This is a genomic window from Xanthomonas pisi DSM 18956, assembly GCF_001010415.1.
GTDB lineage: Bacteria > Pseudomonadota > Gammaproteobacteria > Xanthomonadales > Xanthomonadaceae > Xanthomonas > Xanthomonas pisi.
Map to the genome: position 1 here is coordinate 17,304 of NZ_JPLE01000007.1, position 18,028 is coordinate 35,331.

Consider the following 18,028-nt stretch of genomic DNA (forward strand, 5'->3'; position numbering starts at 1 on the left):
CGGATGGGGGCATCGCGGGAATGCGTGGCGGGCCCCCTCATCCGGCGCTGCGCGCCACCTTCTCCCGCTTGCGGGAGAAGAGAGCGAGGCGGTCTGCCTCCTCCCGGCTTACGGGGATCGATACGCGGGCCTGGCCCGGTGTCTCTGGCCTCGTCGCCCCGCTACGCAGTCCGGTCTTCCTGAATTTCCAGCCGTCTCTCGCCCTGGAAGATCCCGTTCGGTCCGAAGCGGCGTTCGTGGATGAAGCCGCTGCCCTGGTGGTCCACCGCGACGATGGTGCTGGCGCGGGTTCCATAGCTGGCGCCGGTGATGAAGGCAGCCGAGAGCAGGCGTTCGGTGGCCTGGTCCACGCCGGTGTCAGGCAGGGCGTCGTCGGGAGCGACGGCCGGGTTGGCCAAGGCGGTCCACAAGGGGTGCAGGTCTTCGGCACCTGCGGCGCACCACTCGTGCAGGGCCGTAGTCAGTGCAGCGGTCTTGGGCCACGGGGCATCCAGCGGGCCATTGGACATACCGTGGATGCCGGGAGCCAGGGCGCGGGCCAACGGCGGGTGATTGCTGAGGTGCTCGCAGCGCTCGGCGTCGCACAGCAACAGGTTGAACGGTGGGAAGGCGTGTGCGGCGGCGGCCAGTTCCCGGGCATAGGCGGCAGCGTCGGCACTGCCGGATAGGTAGTCGGCGATCAGATGCCCACGCGAGCGCCCGGACATGGTGGCCAGCGGGTCGCGCACGTTGGTGACCACGGCCACACGGCCGTTGCCGCCCAGCCCGACCCAGCTCCCGCCCGAGCGCAGGTCGCGCCCGGCCAGCACGGTATCGGCAGGCGCCCCCCACTGCGCGAGCGGTGCGGTGGGGCGTTCGTGGAACTCATCGCGGTTGCCGGCCAGCAGCAGGCGCCAGCGCGGGTGGGTTTTCCAGGCAAGAGCGACCAGGCACATGCCCTCGATTGTCGCCCGTTTGCGCAGTGGCGGGGTGCAGCTGGCGCAGCGTGAAGTGAGACGGGGGTCGGGTTTACATGGCCTTCACGGCCCTGAATTTTCGTTCAATCTCAAAATCTGAGGCGAAACAGCAACTTGTGGATAAGCTTTGAACAAGTCTCTAAAGAGTGCTGCAACTCATTGATGCGACTGGCGATTTGTGATCTTGAAAACTGTTGACAACCTTTGACGCGCTGCTAAGGTGGGCATCGGAGGGAAAACCAGGTGTTTTGTGGTTTTTCGTGGTTCAATGATCCCCCAGCGGGTATTCGAGGTTGCATTCGGTGTTTCAGGGCGAGACTGCCATCACGGTGGACGACAAGGGGCGCATGGCGGTACCAACCGCGTATCGCGACCTGGTCGCGCGTGTGAGTGCCAACCGCCTTGTGCTCACCTACAACCCGTTCGAAGCCGGTTGCCTGTGGCTGTATGCGGAGAAGGAGTGGGAGCGGGTGCGCGACGATGTGATGTCCAAGCCCAACACCCAGCGCGTGGTCCGCACGCTGCAGCAAAAACTGGTGGGTTCGTCCGCCGTGCTGGAGCTGGACGGCAATGGCCGTCTGAGCATTCCGGCCAGCCACCGCAACGCGGTCGGCATCGAGAAGAAGGCCGTGCTGCTCGGCATGGGCGACAAATTCGAACTCTGGAGCGAGCAGGCACATCGCGCACTGATCCAGCAGACATTGTCTGACGGGGATCTGGGCGATGAATTGCTCGATCTCAGGTTGTGAGCCGGGGTGCCCGGATGCGCGGTGAAGCGCAGCCCGGTCACCCGGTGTCGCAGCCGCCGGCGGCCCATGTGCCGGTGCTGTACACGCAGGTTCTGGATGGCCTGCAGGTGACCGAAGGCGGAACCTATCTCGATGGCACGTTCGGGCGTGGCGGACACGCACGCGGCGTGCTGCAACACCTCGGCCCGGGAGGTCGACTGCTGGTGATGGACAAGGACCCTGAAGCGATCGCGGTGGCCGAACAAACGTTCGGTGGCGATGCGCGCGTGTCCATCCATCGCGGCAGTTTCGCCGGGCTCGGCCAGGTGGTCGCCGCTGCCACCGTCGACGGCATCCTGCTGGATCTGGGCGTGTCCTCGCCGCAGCTGGACGTGGCCGGTCGCGGTTTCAGCTTCGGCAAGGACGGCCCGCTGGACATGCGCATGGACCCGGACGCCGGCCAGAGCGCGGCCGAGTGGCTGGCGCATGCCAGCGACCGCGAGATCGCCGATGTGCTGTGGACCTATGGCGAAGAGCGCCAGAGCCGCCGTATCGCACGCGCCATCGTGGCACGCCGCGCCGAGCAGCCGTTGCTGCGCACCGCGCAACTGGCCGAGCTGATCGCCTCGGTGATGCCGCGCGGCGACAGCAAGACTCATCCGGCCACACGCAGCTTTCAGGCGATCCGCATCTACATCAATCGCGAATTGGACGATCTGGAAGCCGGGCTGGATGCGGCGTTGGCCGCGCTCAAGCCCGGCGGCCGCCTGGCGGTGATCAGCTTCCATTCGCTGGAAGACCGCATCGTCAAACAATTCATGGCCCGCTACGCCAAGGCCCCGCCGAGCAACCGCCGCCTGCCCGAAGCGCAGCCGTTCGTGCCGACGCTGCAGCTGATCAGCGGTGCGATCAAGGCCGACGATGCCGAGTTGAACGTCAACCCCCGCGCCCGCAGCGCGGTGTTGCGGGTGGCTGAGAAGCTGGGATTGGGGATTCGGGATTCGGGATTGGAAAAGCGCTCTGAGCGAATCCCGAATCCCGAATCCCCAATCCCGGCGTCTCAAGGAGACGCCCAATGAGCCGCCTGCTGCTGATCGTGCTGCTTGCCTGCAGCATCGCCTCGGCGATCGGGGTGGTGTACATGCGCCACATGCATCGCAAGTTGTTCGTGCAGTTGTCCAAGCTCGAACACACGCGTGACGAGTTGAATATCGAATTCGGCCGGCTGCAGCTGGAGCAGGCCACCTGGGCCGAAAGCAACCGGGTCGATCAGGTCGCGCGTGCGCGCATCGGGATGAAGTTCCCGGAGACCAACGACATCGTGGTGGTGCGCCCATGACAAAGCAGCAGCACAGCCACTTTGTACGGTGCAGCTGTGCACCGGGAGGTGTGTGGTGAAGGCCGGCCGCAACCGCCCCCGCAGCAACTTCAATCTCCGTGGTCGCCTGACCCTGGTCGGCATCGCGCTGGGCCTGTGCTCGGTGACGCTGATCGGCCGGGCGGCGTTCGTGCAGCTGGTCAATCGCGATTTCTACCAGCGCCAGGGCGAAGCGCGTTATCTGCGCGAGCTGCCGATCGCGACCTCGCGCGGCATGATCACCGACCGCAACGGCGAGCCGCTGGCAGTGTCCACGCCGGTGGAATCGATCTGGGTCAATCCGCAGGAACTGTTGCGCAACCCCGACCGCATTGCCGAGCTGGCCAAGGCGCTCGGCCAGCCGCTGGACGAGTTGAACGCCAGGCTGGCGCAGAAGGCCGGCAAGGAATTCATGTACCTGCAGCGCCGGATCAACCCGGACAAGGCGCATGCCATTGTCGATCTGAAGATCCCCGGCGTGTTCTCGCAGCGCGAGTTCCGTCGCTTCTATCCGCAAGGCGAAGCGATGGCCCATGTGCTGGGATTCACCAATATCGACGACCGCGGCCAGGAAGGGCTGGAGCTGGCCTTCGACGAATGGCTGCGCGGCAAGCCCGGCTCCAAGAAGGTGGTGCGCGATGCGCGCGGCGCCATCGTGGAGAGCGTGGACCTGGTGCGTCCGGCGCAGCCGGGCAAGGACCTGACGCTGAGCATCGACCGTCGCATCCAGTTCCTTGCCTACAAGGAACTGCGCAACGCGCTGGTGGAAAACAACGCGGCCGGCGGGTCGATGGTGGTGATGGACGTGGCCACCGGCGAAGTGCTGGCGATGGTCAACCTGCCCACCTACAACCCCAATTCGGTCACCGGCATCAATCCGTCGGCACGACGCAATCGCGCCGTCACCGATCTGGTCGAGCCGGGGTCGACGATGAAGCCGCTGACCGTGGCCACCGCGCTGACCGCCGGCGTGGTGACCAAGGACACCGTCATCGATACCAACCCCGGTTACATGTCGGTGGGACGCTTCACCATTCGCGATGTGCCGCGCAACAACGGCGTCCTCAACGTCACCGGCGTGATCACCCGCAGCTCCAACATCGGCGCGGCCAAGATCGCGGCCAAGGTGCCGGACCAGACCTTCTATCAGTCGATCCGCAACTTCGGTTACGGCAGTGCGCCGCACAGCGGGTTTCCTGGCGAATCGGCCGGCGTGGTGTTGCAGCCGGCGCGCTGGAGCGGCCCGTCCAAGACCACGATGTCCTACGGCTACGGCCTGTCGGTGACGCCGCTGCAGATCGCGCAGGCGTACGCCACGCTGGGCAACGGCGGCAAGCTGACGCCGCCGACCTTCGTGCGTGGCCAGCACAACGAGACCCGTCAGGTGATCACCCCCGAGGTGGCGCGCCAGGTCATCGACATGATGGAGACCGTGGTCACCCAGGGCGGCGCCAAGGGCGCGGCGATCCTGGGCTATCACGTGGCCGGCAAGACCGGTACCGCGCGCAAGAACGGCGCCAACGGCTACGAGCGCGGGCATTACAACGCGCTGTTCGCCGGTCTGGTGCCGGCGACGCGGCCGCGCTTTGCCACCGTCATCGTCATCAACGATCCGCAGGGCAAGGTGTATTACGGCGGCCTGGTGTCGGCGCCGGTCTTCCACAAGGTGATGGAAGGCGCGCTGCGATTGATGGACGTGCCGCCGGACGACATCCAGTCGTGGCTGGCCGCGCAGGCCGCCGGCAAGACCGGGCAACCGATCGTCAAGCCGCAGCCGGCCGATCTGGATCCGGCCTTGGTGCCGGACCCGGTGGACGAAGTATCGGCCGGCATTCCGACCGCCATCGCACCGCCGCCTGCACCTGCGCAGCCTGCCCCGTTGCAGGAGAGCCGTCAGTGAGCCGCACCATGCCGCTGTCGCAGCTGTTGCCGGAGCTGACGCTCGCGCACGATGTGCAGGTGTCCGGCCTGGTGATGGACAGCCGTGCGGTGCGCCCGGGCGATGCATTCGTGGCGATCGCCGGCTTCGGCGCGCACGGGCTTGGCTTTGTCGAACAGGCGCGCGCCAATGGCGCGGCAGTGGTGCTGTTCGAGCCGCCCGCACCGGACGCGTTGCCGGCACCGGCCGACGCCATCGCCGTGCCCGGCCTGCGCGCGCGGCTCGGCAGCATGGCCGACCAGTTCCACGGTCATCCGTCGCGCACGTTGCAGATGGTGGGCGTCACCGGTACCAACGGCAAGACCTCGACCGTGCAGCTGCTGGCGCAGGCGCTGACCCTGCTCGGTACGCCCACCGGCACGCTCGGCACGCTGGGCGTGGGTCTGTACGGCGCGACCGTACCGACCGGGTTCACCACGCCGCTGGTGCTGCCCACGCATGCATTGCTGGCGCAATTGCGCGACGAAGGCGCGCAGGCCGCGGCGATGGAAGTGAGCTCGCACGCGCTCGATCAGGGCCGCGTGGATGCGGTGCATTTCGACGTGGCGGTGTTCACCAATCTCACCCGCGATCATCTCGATTACCACGGCGATATGGCGCAGTACGGCGCGGCCAAGGCCAAGCTGTTCACGCGTGCCGGGTTGCAGGCTGCGGTGGTGAATCTGGACGATGCGTTCGGCCGCACGCTGCTGGCCTCGCTCGACCCTGCGCTGCGCGCGATCGGGGTCAGTTCGCGCGGGCAGGGTGGCGCCACGGTGCGTGCCGACGCACTGCAGCTGGATCACAACGGCATCAGCTTCGCGCTGCGGATCGATGCCAGCGTGCACGCCGTGCATTCGCCCTTGCTGGGCCGCTTCAACGTGGACAACCTGCTGGCGGTGGCCGGTGCGTTGCATGCGCTGGACTATGCGCCGGTGCAGATCGCCCAGGTGCTGGGCCAGCTGCAGCCCATCCACGGCCGCATGAATCGCCTCGGCGGCGCGCACGGCGCACCGCTGGTGGTGATCGACTACGCACACACGCCCGACGCGCTGGAACAGGCGCTGACCAGCCTGCGCTCGCATGCGCAGGACCGGCTGATCTGCGTGTTCGGTTGCGGTGGCGAACGCGACACCGGCAAGCGCCCGCAGATGGCCGCCATCGCCGAACTCAATGCCGATGTGGCGATCGTCACCGACGACAACCCGCGCGGCGAAGATGGCGACGTCATCGTTGCCGATATCGTGCGCGGCTTTGCGCGCCCGGATGCTGCCATCGTGCAGCGCGACCGCGCCGCGGCGATCCATCAGGCCATCGCCATGGCCAGCGCGTCGGATATCGTGCTGATCGCCGGCAAGGGCCACGAGGCGTACCAGGAAGTCGCCGGCGTGCAGCATGCGTTCGACGATGCAGCGGTGGCGGCGCAGGCCTTGCTGCCGCGCACCGTGCTGGGAGTGCGCGCATGAAGCTCACCCCGTTGTCGTTGATGGCGCATTGGGCCGGCGGCGAGCTGCACGGTGACGATGCCATGATCGATGCGGTCGGCAACGATACGCGCACGTTGTCCCACGGCAGCCTGTATGTGGCGCTGCGCGGCGAGCGTTTCGATGGGCACGACTTCGCTGCCGATGCACTTGCGCAGGGCGCCAGCGGTTTGCTGGTGGAGCGCCTGCTGCCGACCTTGAGCGTGCCGCAGGTGCTGGTGCACGACACCGAGCTGGCGCTGGCGCGCATTGCCGCCGGCATGCAGCGCGATCGTGCCACCCGCGTGATCGCCTTGACCGGCTCCAATGGCAAGACCAGCGTCAAGGCGCTGCTGCTGGCCATCCTGACCGAAGCAGGGCGGGTCGACGGTACGACCGTCTACGCCACCCCGGGCAACCGCAACAACGAAATCGGCTTGCCGCTGGCGGTGATCGCCGCGCCCGACGATGCGGATGTCGCGATCTACGAAATGGGTGCCGGCAAGCCGGGCGACATCGCCTACCTCACCGACATCGCGCGGCAGCAGGTTGCGCTGGTCAACAACATCGCGCCGGCGCATCTGGAGCGCCTGGGCAGCCTGCTCGGCGTCGCACGGACCAAGGGGGCGATCTACACCGCGCTGCCGTCCGATGGCGTGGCGGTGATCAATGCCGACGATGCCTTCGGCGCCTGGTTCGAGCAGCAACTTCAGGCGCAGCCGGTGCAGGGCCGTCGCGTGCTGCGCTATGGCTTGCAGGCCAGCGCCGACATCCGTGCACGTCAGCTGCGACTGCAGGCCGATGGCGCACAGTTCACCTTGGTGACACCGCAGGGCGAGGCGCAGATTGCGCTGCCCTTGCCGGGTCGCCACAACGTCCTCAACGCATTGGCTGCCGCCGGATTGGCGCTGGGCGCGGGGATCGCGCTGCCGATCATTGCCGCCGGCCTGGCACAGGCGCGGGCAGTGGCCGGCCGGCAGATCGCCCATCGCCTGCCCGGTGGCGCAGTGCTGATCGACGACAGCTACAACGCCAACCCCGGCTCGCTGGATGCGGCCATCGATGCACTGGCCGCCGCGCCGGGCGATGGCTGGCTGGTGCTGGGCGACATGCGCGAACTCGGCCCCGAAGGCGCAGCGCTGCACGCCGCTGCCGGACGTCGCGCACGCGCGGCCAGGCTGCAGCGCCTGTACGCACTGGGCGAACTCAGTGCCGCGGCCGCGCAGGCGTTCGGCGAGGGCGGTCGCGTGTTTGCCACCCATGCCGCATTGGCGACGGCATTGCAGGCGGATCTGGCGCAGGTCGCCACGTCGCAGACTCAAACGCAGGAATCTTCTTTGATGCACGAACACACCGGTGCGGCGGCGCAGACTGTCGCCACCACCGCGCAATTTCCGCCCACGCTGCTGGTCAAAGGCTCCCGCGGCAGCGCCATGGACCGCATCGTCACCGCGTTGCTCGCACCGGCGGAGGGCGCATCCCATGCTGCTTGAGTTGGCCCGTTGGCTGCAGCAACTGGAGAGCCTGTTCGGGCTGTTCAACTATCTGACCTTCCGCGGCATCCTGGCGGCGCTGACGTCGTTGTTCCTGTCGCTGTGGATGGGACCTGCGGTGATTCGCAAGCTGGCCCAGTTCAAGGGCGGCCAGCCGATCCGTCAGGATGGCCCGCAGACGCATTTTTCCAAGGCCGGCACGCCGACCATGGGCGGCTCGCTGATCCTGCTGACCGTGACCTTGTCGGTGCTGCTGTGGGGCGATCTGCGCAACCGTTATGTGTGGCTGGTGCTGGCCGTGATGCTCTGCTTCGGTGCGATCGGCTGGTACGACGACTGGATCAAGATCGTGCGGCGCGATCCCAACGGTCTGAAGTCGCGCTGGAAGTATCTGCTGCAGTCGATCTTCGGCCTGGCCGCCGGTCTGTTCCTGTACTACACCGCCGACGTACCGGCGGCGATCACGTTCTACATTCCGATGTTCAAGTCGATCGCGCTGCCGCTGGCGGGCGTGAGCTTCGTGGTGATCGCCTATTTCTGGATCGTCGGCTTCTCCAACGCGGTGAACCTCACCGACGGCCTGGATGGCCTGGCGATCATGCCCACCGTGCTGGTGGCGTGCGCACTGGGCGTGTTCGCCTATGCCTCGGGCAACGTGGTGTTCGCCGAATACCTGAAGATCCCGCTGATTCCGGGCGCCGGCGAGCTGATCATCATCTGCTCGGCGATCGCCGGGGCAGGCTTGGGCTTTCTGTGGTTCAACACCTATCCGGCCATGGTGTTCATGGGCGACATCGGCGCGCTGTCGCTGGGCGCGGTGCTGGGCACCATCGCGGTGATCGTGCGCCAGGAAATGGTGCTGGTGATCATGGGCGGCGTATTCGTGATCGAAACGCTGTCGGTGATGATCCAGGTCGCCAGCTTCAAGCTCACCGGCAAGCGCGTGTTCCGCATGGCGCCGATCCATCACCACTTCGAACTCAAGGGTTGGCCGGAGCCGCGCGTGATCGTGCGCTTCTGGATCATTTCGGTGGTGCTGGTGCTGATCGGCCTTGCCACGTTGAAGGTGCGCTGATGAACGACATGTCCCGCCAGGCCACACGACTGGACGCCATCGGCGGCCGTTACGACCCGTGGCTGCTCGGCGCGGCGGTCACGCTCGCCTCGTTGGGCGTGGTGATGGTGGCGTCCAGTTCGATCGAGCTGGAAGCCAGCCCCTTCTATTACCTGACCCGCCACCTGCTGTTCCTGGGTGTCGGCATCGGGCTGGCGTTCTGGGCGATGCGCACCGAGCTCAAGACCATCGAGCAGCACAACCAGATGCTGCTGCTGGCCTGTTTCCTGCTGCTCATCGTGGTGTTCGTGCCTGGCCTGGGCAGCACCGTCAATGGCGCCAGGCGCTGGATCAACCTGGGCGTGTCGCGGTTCCAGGTCGTCGAAGCGGTCAAGGTGCTCTACATCATCTGGCTGGCCAGTTACCTGGTGCGCTTTCGCGACGAGGTCAATGCGACCTGGCAGGCGATGCTCAAGCCGGTGTTCGTGGTCGGCTTTCTGGTGGCGCTGCTGTTGCTGCAGCCGGACTTCGGCTCGTCGATGCTGCTGTTGAGCGTCACTGCCTGCATGCTGGTGCTCGGTGGCGCCCCGATCGGACGCATCATCCTGCCGATCCTGCTGCTGCTGCCGGCACTGGTGGCGCTGGTGATCTTCGAGCCGTACCGCATGCGGCGCGTCACCTCCTTCATGGATCCGTGGGTCGATCAGCTCGGCTCGGGGTACCAGCTGTCCAATGCGCTCATGGCCATCGGCCGTGGCGAGTGGATCGGGGTGGGCCTGGGCGCGTCGGTGCAGAAGCTCAATTACCTGCCGGAAGCGCATACCGACTTCATTTTCTCGGTGATCGCCGAAGAGCTCGGCTTCATCGGCGTCTGCGGTGTCGTGTCCCTGTATGCGCTGCTGGTCGGCCGTGCGTTCTGGGTGGGCATGCGCTGCGTGGAAATGAAGCGTCATTTCTCCGGCTACGTGGCCTTCGGCATTGGGTTGTGGGTGGCGATGCAGAGCTTCGTGTCGATCGGCGTGAACTTGGGCATCCTGCCGACCAAGGGCCTGACCCTGCCGCTGATTTCCTCCGGCGGTTCGTCGGTGCTGATGACCTGCATGGCGATGGGTCTGCTGCTGCGCGTGTCCTACGAAATGGATCGTGCCGAGCGCCTGCGCAGCAAGTTGTCGCCGCAGGGTGCGGGCACTGCACCGTCCGAGCCGTCCGAGCCGGTGGTCGAATCCGTGCCGCCGGCGTATGCAGCTGGGCGCAAGCCGCAGCGCGAGACCGCTGCAGCACCGGCGCCGGTGGCAGCGGCGCCAGCTGCAGCGCCTTCGGTGGCGCCGGCCTCGGCCATCCTGCGCGGCACCAGCCGGATGCAACCGCGTGTGGAACCGACCTTCGGGAGGATTGCATGAGCGTGCAGGCGGCTTCCTCGCAAACCTCGGCCACGCCATCTGCGGGCAGCCGCCCCGTCATGATCTTGGCTGGCGGCACCGGTGGGCATATTTTTCCGGGTCTGGCGGTGGCCAAGGTGCTGCGTGCGCGCGGCGTGCCGGTGACCTGGCTGGGTGCCGACGGTGCGATGGAAACGCGGCTGGTGCCGCAGCACGATCTCCAGATCGACACGCTGGCCATCAGCGGTTTGCGTGGCAAGGGCGTCATCAAGTTGCTTGGCGCACCGGTGCGGGTGATGCGCGCCGTGCGCGCTGCCGGCTTCGTGTTGCGCAAGCGGCAGCCGCGCGCGGTGGTCAGCTTCGGCGGCTTTGCGGCAGGCCCCGGTGGCCTGGCTGCACGCCTGCTCGGCGTGCCGTTGCTCGTCCACGAACAAAATCGCGCGCCCGGCATGACCAACAAGGTGCTGTCGCGTTTTGCGCGGCGTGTACTGACCGGTTTTCCGGGCAGCTTCGCTGGCGAAGAAGCGGTGGGTAACCCGGTGCGCGCGGAAATCGCTGCGCTTCCGGCACCGGCCGCACGTCTGGTCGGGCGTGGTGGGCCGGTGCGGGTCTTGGTGCTTGGCGGCAGCCAGGGCGCTCGTGTCTTGAATCAGGCAGTGCCCGCGGCACTGGCGGCGCTCGGGCATCCGGATGTCGAGCTGCGCCATCAGTGCGGCGAGAAGCTGCGCGGCGAAGCCGAGGCCTCCTATGCGCAGGCCGGGGTGAATGCCAGCGTCGAACCGTTCATCGCCGACATGGCCGCCGCCTACGCCTGGGCCGACCTGGTGGTGTGCCGCGCTGGCGCCTCTACCCTGGCTGAGCTGTGCGCCGCCGGTATCGGCAGCGTGCTGGTGCCCTTTGCCGCCGCCGTCGACGATCACCAGACCCGCAATGCCGAATACCTGGTCGGCGCCGACGCCGCCGTACTGCTCAAGCAGGACGATACGTTGGCCGTGCGCCTGCAGCAGGTCTTGCAGACCTTGCTCACCGACCCGGCACGCCGCCTGTCGATGGCGCAAGCCGCCCGCACCCTGGCCAAGCCGGATGCCGCCGAGCGTATCGCCGACATCATTCTGCAGGAAGCCGGGAGTGGGGACTCGGGATTGGGGATTCGTAAAGAGCAACAGCACAAGCAGGACAGCATGCAGACATCCAATAATGGCGACCGCTCCGCGCAGTTGATCGCCACCAATCTCCAATCCCGCTCGCTCTTCGACAGCCGAAGGCTTGCCATCCCAAATCCCGGCACCTCCGCAGGAGGTGCCGCGTGATCCGCCGTCTGCAGGACAGCGGCGATCTGGTGCGCGCGTTTCCGCGCGTACATTTCGTCGGCATCGGTGGCACCGGCATGAGCGGCATTGCCGAGGTCATGCTGACGCTGGGCTATGAGGTCTCCGGTTCGGACAACGCCGACAATGCGGCCACGCGCCGCCTGGCCAAGCTCGGTGCGCGCGTGATGCGCGGGCATTCGGCGGCCAATGTGCTGGGGACCGATTGCGTGGTGGTGTCCAGCGCGATCCGCGAAGACAACCCCGAGCTGATGGAAGCGCGCAGCCAGCGCATCCCGATCATGCCGCGTGCGGCGATGCTGGCCGAACTGATGCGCTTCCGTCGCGGCATCGCGGTGGCCGGCACGCACGGCAAGACCACTACCACCAGCCTGGCTGCGGCCGTGTTGAGCGAAGGTGGGCTGGATCCGACCTTCGTCATCGGCGGGCAACTGCTGGCGGCAGGCGCCAATGCCAAGCTCGGTGGCGGGCAGTGGCTGGTGGCCGAAGCCGACGAAAGCGATGGCAGCTTCCTGCGCCTGAATCCGTTGATGGCGGTGATTACCAACATCGATTCGGATCACCTGGAGAACTACGGCAACGACTTCGCCCGCGTGCAGGCCGCCTTTGCCGAATTCCTGCAGCGCCTGCCGTTCTACGGCCTGGCGCTGCTGTGCATCGACGACCCGGAAGTGGCTGCACTGGCCGGCAAGACGCCGCGTCACGTCATGAGCTACGGCATGAGCGAAAACGCCGACGTGCGCGCCGAAGACGTGGTGCAGGACGGCCCGCGGATGCGCTTTACGCTGCGCCTGCCCGAAGGCACCACCACCCCGGTGACGCTGGCCTTGCCGGGCCGGCACAACGTGCTCAACGCATTGGCTGCCGCGGCGATCGGCTGGCAGCTCGGCGTGGAGCCGCAGACCATTGCGCGCGCGCTGGAAAACTTCGCCGGCATCGGTCGCCGTTTCAATGATCTGGGCGAAGTCACCACCAGCAACGGCGCACGTGTGCGCGTGGTCGACGACTACGGCCACCATCCGCGCGAGCTGGAGGCGGTGTTCGCCGCCGCCCGCGGCGGCTGGCCGGACAAGCGTCTGGTCGTGGCCTTCCAGCCGCACCGTTACAGCCGTACCCGCGATCAGTTCGATGCCTTCGCCGCCGTACTGAGCACCGTCGATGCACTGGTGTTGAGCGAGGTCTACCCGGCCGGCGAAGCGCCGATTCCCGGCGCCGACTCGCGCGCACTGGCGCGTGCCATCCGTGCGCGCGGCCGCAGCGAGCCGGTGGTAGTCGGCCAGATCGCCGGCCTGGCCGAGGTGCTGCCGGACGTGCTGCAGGACGGCGACCTGCTGTTGATGATGGGCGCCGGCGATATCGGTTACGTCGCCCAGCACATCATCAATCACGGTTTTGTCGGAGAGCAGGCATGAGCGCGCCGATCGCCGCTGCACGCAGCAACGATCCGGCCGCGTTCGGACGCGTCGCCGTGCTGCTTGGCGGCACCTCGTCCGAGCGCGAAGTGTCGTTGAATTCCGGCAGCAACGTGCTGGACGCACTGCGCGCGCGCGGTGTCGATGCGCAGCCGGTCGACGGCATTCCCGCATTGGCGCAGGCGCTGGTCGCGCAGCGCTTCGATCGCGTCTTCAACGTGCTGCACGGCCATAACGGCGGCGGCGAAGACGGCATCGTGCAAGGCCTGATGGAAGCCTTCGGTATCCCGTACACCGGTTCCGACGTGCTGGGCTCGGCGTTGAGCATGGACAAGATCCGCACCAAGCAGGTGTGGTTGTCGCTGGGTCTGCCGACGCCGCGTTACGCGCGTCTGGCTGCCGGCGCCAGCGCAGACCAGATCCACGCCGCCGCACGGCAGATCGGCTTGCCGGTGATCGTCAAGCCGGCCAACGAAGGCTCCAGCGTCGGCGTCAGCCGCGTGTTCGATCAGGCGCAGCTCGAAGAAGCCGTGCTGCTGGCCGCGCGCTACGACGGCGCACTGTTGATGGAGCAACTGATCGAAGGCGACGAGCTGACCGTGGCCATCCTGGGCGAGACCGCGCTGCCGTCGATCCGCATCGTGCCCAAGGGCCAGTGGTACGACTACAACGCCAAGTACCTGGCCGACGACACCCAGTACCTGTGCCCGGGGCTGGATGGCGACGCCGAAGCACAGATCGGCCAGCTTGCGCTGGATGCGTTCCGTGCCGCCGGTGCACGTGGCTGGGGCCGGGTCGATGTCATGCGCGATCGCAGCAGCGGCCAGCTGTATCTGCTCGAAGTCAATACCGCCCCCGGCATGACCAGCCACTCGCTGGTGCCCAAGGCCGCCCGTCAGCTCGGCATCGATTTCGAAGCGCTGGTCTGGCGCGTGCTGGAGCAGACGCTATGACGGCGGGATTGGGGATTGGTCAACAGCGACGCCATGCGCGCCGTTGCCGTTGCTAATGCCGTTGCGAATCCCCAATCCCGAATCCCCAATCACGCGAGCGCCGCTCGCGCTGTTGCCAATCTCCAATCCCCAATCACGAATCACGCGCGCGGAGCGCGCCAATGAACGCCACGCTGCGCATCCTGGCCTGGTTGATCGCGGTGGCGCTGGTCGCGTTGCCGGTCGTGGCCGTGCTCAACGGGTGGGTGGGTGCGGAGCGTTGGCCGTTGGCGAAGTTGCGGGTGTCCGGCGACTTCAAGCGGGTGCCGGCCGAAGAATTGCGCGCGGTGGTGTTGCCGTATGCACGCTCGGGGTTCTTTGCGGTGAAGCTGCAGCAGGCGCAAGACGCCATCGCGCGGTTGCCGTGGGTGGAAAGCGCGCAGGTGCGCAAGCGTTGGCCGGACGTGCTGGAAGTGCGCGTGACCGAGCACAAGCCGTTCGCGCGCTGGGGCACCGATCGCATGCTGTCCGAACAGGGCCGCTTGTTCCGCACCCCGCCGTTGCTCAAGGATTTCAAGTTGCCGCAGCTCGGCGGTCCGGACAGCAAGACCCAGGATGTGGTTGCGCTGTACAACGAGTCGCGCGCGTTGTTCGCGCCGACCGGGCTGGATGTGGAGCGCCTGGAGATGGACGCCCGCGGCAGCTGGTCGCTGGGCCTGAGCAACGGTGTGCAGATCGTGATCGGCCGCGACGACGCCCGCGCCCGCCTGCAACGCTTCGCCCGCGTGCTGCCGCAACTGGCCGACCCGCAGCGCCCGATCGCCCGCGCCGACCTGCGCTACACCAACGGCTTCACGGTCGAACGCAATCTGGAAAACGCAGCGCCCGAGACCAAGAAGAAGCCTCCGCCGGCCACGCCCGCCGCACATCACACGGTCGTCCTGGAACTGCCTCGCATCCGCACACCGCTTTTCTCCAATCCCGAATCCCAAATCTCGAATCCCGGCTTTAAGACATGAACCGCAAAGGCGACAAATCCCTCATCGTTGGACTGGACATCGGCACCTCCAAGGTCGTCGCGCTGGTCGGCGAGTACTCGCCCGGCAATCCGATCGAAGTGATCGGCATCGGTTCGCATGAATCGCGCGGTCTCAAGCGTGGCGTGGTGGTGGACATCGAATCCACCGTGCAGTCGATCCAGCGCGCGGTGGAAGAGGCCGAGCTGATGGCCGGTTGCGAGATCCGCTCGGTGTACGCATCCATTTCCGGCAACCACGTGCAGTGCAAGAACTCGCCCGGCATCGTGCCGATCCGCGATGGCGAAGTGACCTGGAGCGATCTGGAGCGCGTGCTCGACGCCGCCAAGGCCGTGGCCATTCCTGCCGACCAGCGCATCCTGCATGCGATCCCGCGCGAGTATGTGCTGGACGATTCGCAGGAAGGCATCCGCAACCCGGTCGGCATGACCGGCGTGCGCCTGGAGGTGCACGCGCATCTGGTCGTGTGCGCACAATCGGCCGCGGCCAACATCACCAAATGCGTGCAGAAGTGCGGCCTGCAGGTGGACGATCTGGTGCTGTCGTCGCTGGCGTCCAGCGTCGCGGTATTGACCGCCGACGAGCGCGAACTGGGCGTGGTGCTGGTGGATATCGGCGCCGGTACCACCGATCTGGCGGTGTACGTGCAGGGCGCGATCTGCCACACCGCCTCGCTGCCGATCGCCGGCGACCACGTCACCAACGACATCGCGCACATGCTGCGCACGCCCACGCCGGAAGCCGAGCAGATCAAGGTGCGTTACGCCTGTGCGCTGGCGCAGCTGGCCACCGCCGAAGAAAGCATCCAGGTGCCGTCGGTGGGCGACCGCCCGCCGCGCCGCATGCCGCGTCATGCGCTCGCGCAGGCAGTGCAGGGCCGTTACGAAGAAATCTTCGAGATGGTGCAGGCCGAACTGCGCCGTTCCGGCTTCGAGGAAATGGTGCGCGCCGGCATGGTGCTCACCGGTGGCGCGTCGAAGATGGAAGGCGTGGTCGAGCTGGCCGAAGAGATGTTGCAGATGCCGGTGCGCGTGGGCATTCCCCAGCACGTCACCGGTCTGGGCGAAGTCGTCGGCAACCCGGTGCACGCCTCCGGCGTGGGCCTGTTGCTGATGGGCAGCCAGATCGAACACCCGCGCCGCCCGTCGATCCCGACCGGCCGTGCGGGAAGCTTGTTCAAGAAATTGAAGAATTGGTATCGCGGCGAATTCTGAGAGGCCGGGAGTTGGAATTCGGGATTTGGGATTGGCAAGAGCGAAAGAAAAGCAGAGTGGCAGTAGCGATTAAGTAGAGAGCGGCGAGCGGGTAGGCGGTAAACTTTTTTGCAGGCATTGCGTCGAGGAGTAGGTGCGGTGAGTCGTAGAGCGCAACAGCGCATCCATGGCCCAGGCACACGAATCCCGACTTTCAAACAACAACACTCGCCGTGGTGCGGAGTGGGGCAGGGACCAGCGCTTTTGCGAATCCCGAATCCCCACTCCCCAATCCCGGCTCAAGAGGACACTGACATGGCACATTTTGAACTGATCGAAAAGATGGCTCCCAACGCGGTAATCAAGGTCGTTGGCGTGGGCGGCGGCGGCGGCAACGCGGTCGCGCACATGGTCAACACCAATGTCGATGGCGTGGAATTCATCACCGCCAACACCGACTCGCAGGCGATCAAGAACTGCGGCGCCAAGCTGCAGCTGCAGCTCGGTACCAACGTCACCAAGGGCCTGGGCGCAGGCGCCAATCCGGAAGTCGGCCGCCAGGCCGCACTGGAAGACCGCGAGCGCATCATGGACGCGCTGCAGGGTGCGGACATGGTGTTCATCACCGCCGGCATGGGCGGTGGCACCGGCACCGGCGCAGCCCCCGTAGTGGCGCAGCTGGCCAAGGAAATGGGCATCCTGACCGTGGCCGTGGTCACCAAGCCGTTCCCGTTCGAAGGCCGCCGCCGCATGCAGGTCGCGCTGAAGGGCATCGAGGAACTCAGCCAGCATTGCGACTCGCTGATCACCATCCCCAATGAAAAGCTGATCACCGTGCTTGGCCGCAACGCGACCATGATCCAGGCCTTCCGCGCTGCCAACGATGTGCTGCAGGGCGCCGTGCAGGGCATCGCCGATCTGATCGTGCGTCCGGGTCTGATCAACGTCGACTTCGCCGACGTGCGCACCGTGATGTCGGAAATGGGCCTGGCCATGATGGGCACCGGTTCGGCTCGCGGCGACGATCGCGCGCAGGCCGCTGCCGAAGCCGCCATCCAGAACCCGCTGCTGGACGACGTCAACCTGGCCGGTGCCAACGGCATCCTGGTCAACATCACCGCCGGCCCGGACTTCACCATGTCCGAGTTCGACGAGATCGGCCGCACCATCGAAGCCTTCGCGTCCGAAGATGCGACCGTGGTGGTCGGCACCGTGCTCGACCCGGACATGCAGGACGAAGTGCGCGTGACCGTGGTGGCCACCGGCCTGAACCGTGCGGTTGCCCGCCAGACCCAGCGTCCGGACCAGCGCGCGCCGATCAAGCTGGTGCGCAATGCCACCACCGGCCAGCCGGAATTCGGCGACTTCGACACCACCAGCGGCGACGCGGTGTCCAAGGCCGTCGGCGGCAGCATGGGCCTGGGTCTGCGTCGTCCGAGCAGCGACTCGGTCGGCAGCAGCAACCACAACAGCGGCGGTTCTTCGGCGCCGGCGGCTGACCTGCCCAACGATTACCTGGATATCCCGGCGTTCCTGCGCCGCCAGGCCGACTGATGGGCGTCGGCTACGTCGCTACGGCGGCGTAGCCCGTCCGACCCGACAGCTGTCGGGGCTGCCATGCCATGTCCTTTTCTGCCGGATCGGTCACGATCCGGCAGCTTTTGCAGTGGCAAGACAGCGGTATGACACCTTTCCTCACGCGCAACTTGTTAAAATTCGGATAATCTCACCGGATTAGACAGTCTGTTCAGCGTCTGTCTGCATCGTTCCCCCAGACT

At 66.6% G+C, this 18,028-nt stretch carries 15 protein-coding genes; 14 read left to right on the plus strand and 1 reads right to left on the minus strand.

From position 1 onward, the window contains the following. Positions 1-161 precede the first annotated feature (161 nt). A complete protein-coding gene (locus Y887_RS01125) occupies positions 162-935 on the minus strand; it encodes an NRDE family protein (protein ID WP_046962605.1) in 774 nt (257 codons plus the stop codon). Positions 936-1,258: 323 nt separating this feature from the next. Between Y887_RS01125 and mraZ the strand changes: the two genes are divergently transcribed. The 14 genes from mraZ (at position 1,259) to ftsZ (ending at position 17,804) form a co-directional block, all read left to right on the plus strand. After that, positions 1,259-1,705 carry a division/cell wall cluster transcriptional repressor MraZ gene (gene mraZ, locus Y887_RS01130; protein ID WP_046962662.1) on the plus strand — a complete coding sequence of 149 codons (447 nt, stop codon included), beginning with the start codon at positions 1,259-1,261 and terminating at the stop codon, positions 1,703-1,705. A gap of 14 nt (positions 1,706-1,719) precedes the next feature. After that, positions 1,720-2,763: a 16S rRNA (cytosine(1402)-N(4))-methyltransferase RsmH gene (gene rsmH, locus Y887_RS01135; protein ID WP_046962606.1), complete on the plus strand. Its 1,044-nt coding sequence runs from the start codon at positions 1,720-1,722 to the stop codon at positions 2,761-2,763. Continuing rightward, positions 2,760-3,023 carry a cell division protein FtsL gene (gene ftsL / locus Y887_RS01140; RefSeq protein WP_005991913.1) on the plus strand — a complete coding sequence of 88 codons (264 nt, stop codon included), beginning with the start codon at positions 2,760-2,762 and terminating at the stop codon, positions 3,021-3,023. Before rsmH ends, ftsL begins: the two co-directional genes overlap by 4 nt. A gap of 55 nt (positions 3,024-3,078) precedes the next feature. Further along, positions 3,079-4,941 carry a peptidoglycan D,D-transpeptidase FtsI family protein gene (locus Y887_RS01145; RefSeq protein ID WP_046962607.1) on the plus strand — a complete coding sequence of 621 codons (1,863 nt, stop codon included), beginning with the start codon at positions 3,079-3,081 and terminating at the stop codon, positions 4,939-4,941. A gap of 8 nt (positions 4,942-4,949) precedes the next feature. Further along, complete coding sequence (locus Y887_RS01150; RefSeq protein WP_084725891.1) at positions 4,950-6,425, plus strand: UDP-N-acetylmuramoyl-L-alanyl-D-glutamate--2,6-diaminopimelate ligase; 1,476 nt, start codon at positions 4,950-4,952, stop codon at positions 6,423-6,425. Continuing rightward, a complete protein-coding gene (locus tag Y887_RS01155; RefSeq protein ID WP_046962609.1) occupies positions 6,422-7,915 on the plus strand; it encodes a UDP-N-acetylmuramoyl-tripeptide--D-alanyl-D-alanine ligase in 1,494 nt (497 codons plus the stop codon). Before Y887_RS01150 ends, Y887_RS01155 begins: the two co-directional genes overlap by 4 nt. Further along, entirely contained in the window at positions 7,905-8,990 is a 1,086-nt protein-coding gene (gene mraY / locus Y887_RS01160; RefSeq protein ID WP_005991584.1) for a phospho-N-acetylmuramoyl-pentapeptide-transferase, read from the plus strand. Before Y887_RS01155 ends, mraY begins: the two co-directional genes overlap by 11 nt. Beyond that, positions 8,990-10,369, plus strand: coding sequence for a putative lipid II flippase FtsW (gene ftsW / locus Y887_RS01165; protein WP_046962610.1), 1,380 nt, complete (start codon positions 8,990-8,992; stop codon positions 10,367-10,369). Before mraY ends, ftsW begins: the two co-directional genes overlap by 1 nt. Then, a complete protein-coding gene (murG, locus tag Y887_RS01170; protein WP_046962611.1) occupies positions 10,366-11,658 on the plus strand; it encodes an undecaprenyldiphospho-muramoylpentapeptide beta-N-acetylglucosaminyltransferase in 1,293 nt (430 codons plus the stop codon). The genes ftsW and murG overlap by 4 nt, the downstream gene beginning before the upstream one ends. Next, positions 11,655-13,088 carry a UDP-N-acetylmuramate--L-alanine ligase gene (gene murC / locus Y887_RS01175; protein ID WP_046962612.1) on the plus strand — a complete coding sequence of 478 codons (1,434 nt, stop codon included), beginning with the start codon at positions 11,655-11,657 and terminating at the stop codon, positions 13,086-13,088. The genes murG and murC overlap by 4 nt, the downstream gene beginning before the upstream one ends. Further along, entirely contained in the window at positions 13,085-14,041 is a 957-nt protein-coding gene (locus Y887_RS01180; RefSeq protein ID WP_046962613.1) for a D-alanine--D-alanine ligase, read from the plus strand. Before murC ends, Y887_RS01180 begins: the two co-directional genes overlap by 4 nt. Positions 14,042-14,202: 161 nt before the next feature. Further along, positions 14,203-15,039 (plus strand): cell division protein FtsQ/DivIB, encoded by an 837-nt coding sequence (locus tag Y887_RS01185; protein ID WP_046962614.1) that lies wholly within the window; start codon positions 14,203-14,205, stop codon positions 15,037-15,039. Then, positions 15,036-16,271 carry a cell division protein FtsA gene (gene ftsA / locus Y887_RS01190; RefSeq protein ID WP_003485272.1) on the plus strand — a complete coding sequence of 412 codons (1,236 nt, stop codon included), beginning with the start codon at positions 15,036-15,038 and terminating at the stop codon, positions 16,269-16,271. The genes Y887_RS01185 and ftsA overlap by 4 nt, the downstream gene beginning before the upstream one ends. Positions 16,272-16,565: 294 nt before the next feature. Next, the gene (gene ftsZ / locus Y887_RS01195; RefSeq protein WP_046962615.1) at positions 16,566-17,804 is read left to right on the plus strand and encodes a cell division protein FtsZ; all 1,239 of its coding nucleotides are present in this window, start codon (positions 16,566-16,568) and stop codon (positions 17,802-17,804) included. The last annotated feature ends 224 nt before the right edge of the window (positions 17,805-18,028 follow it).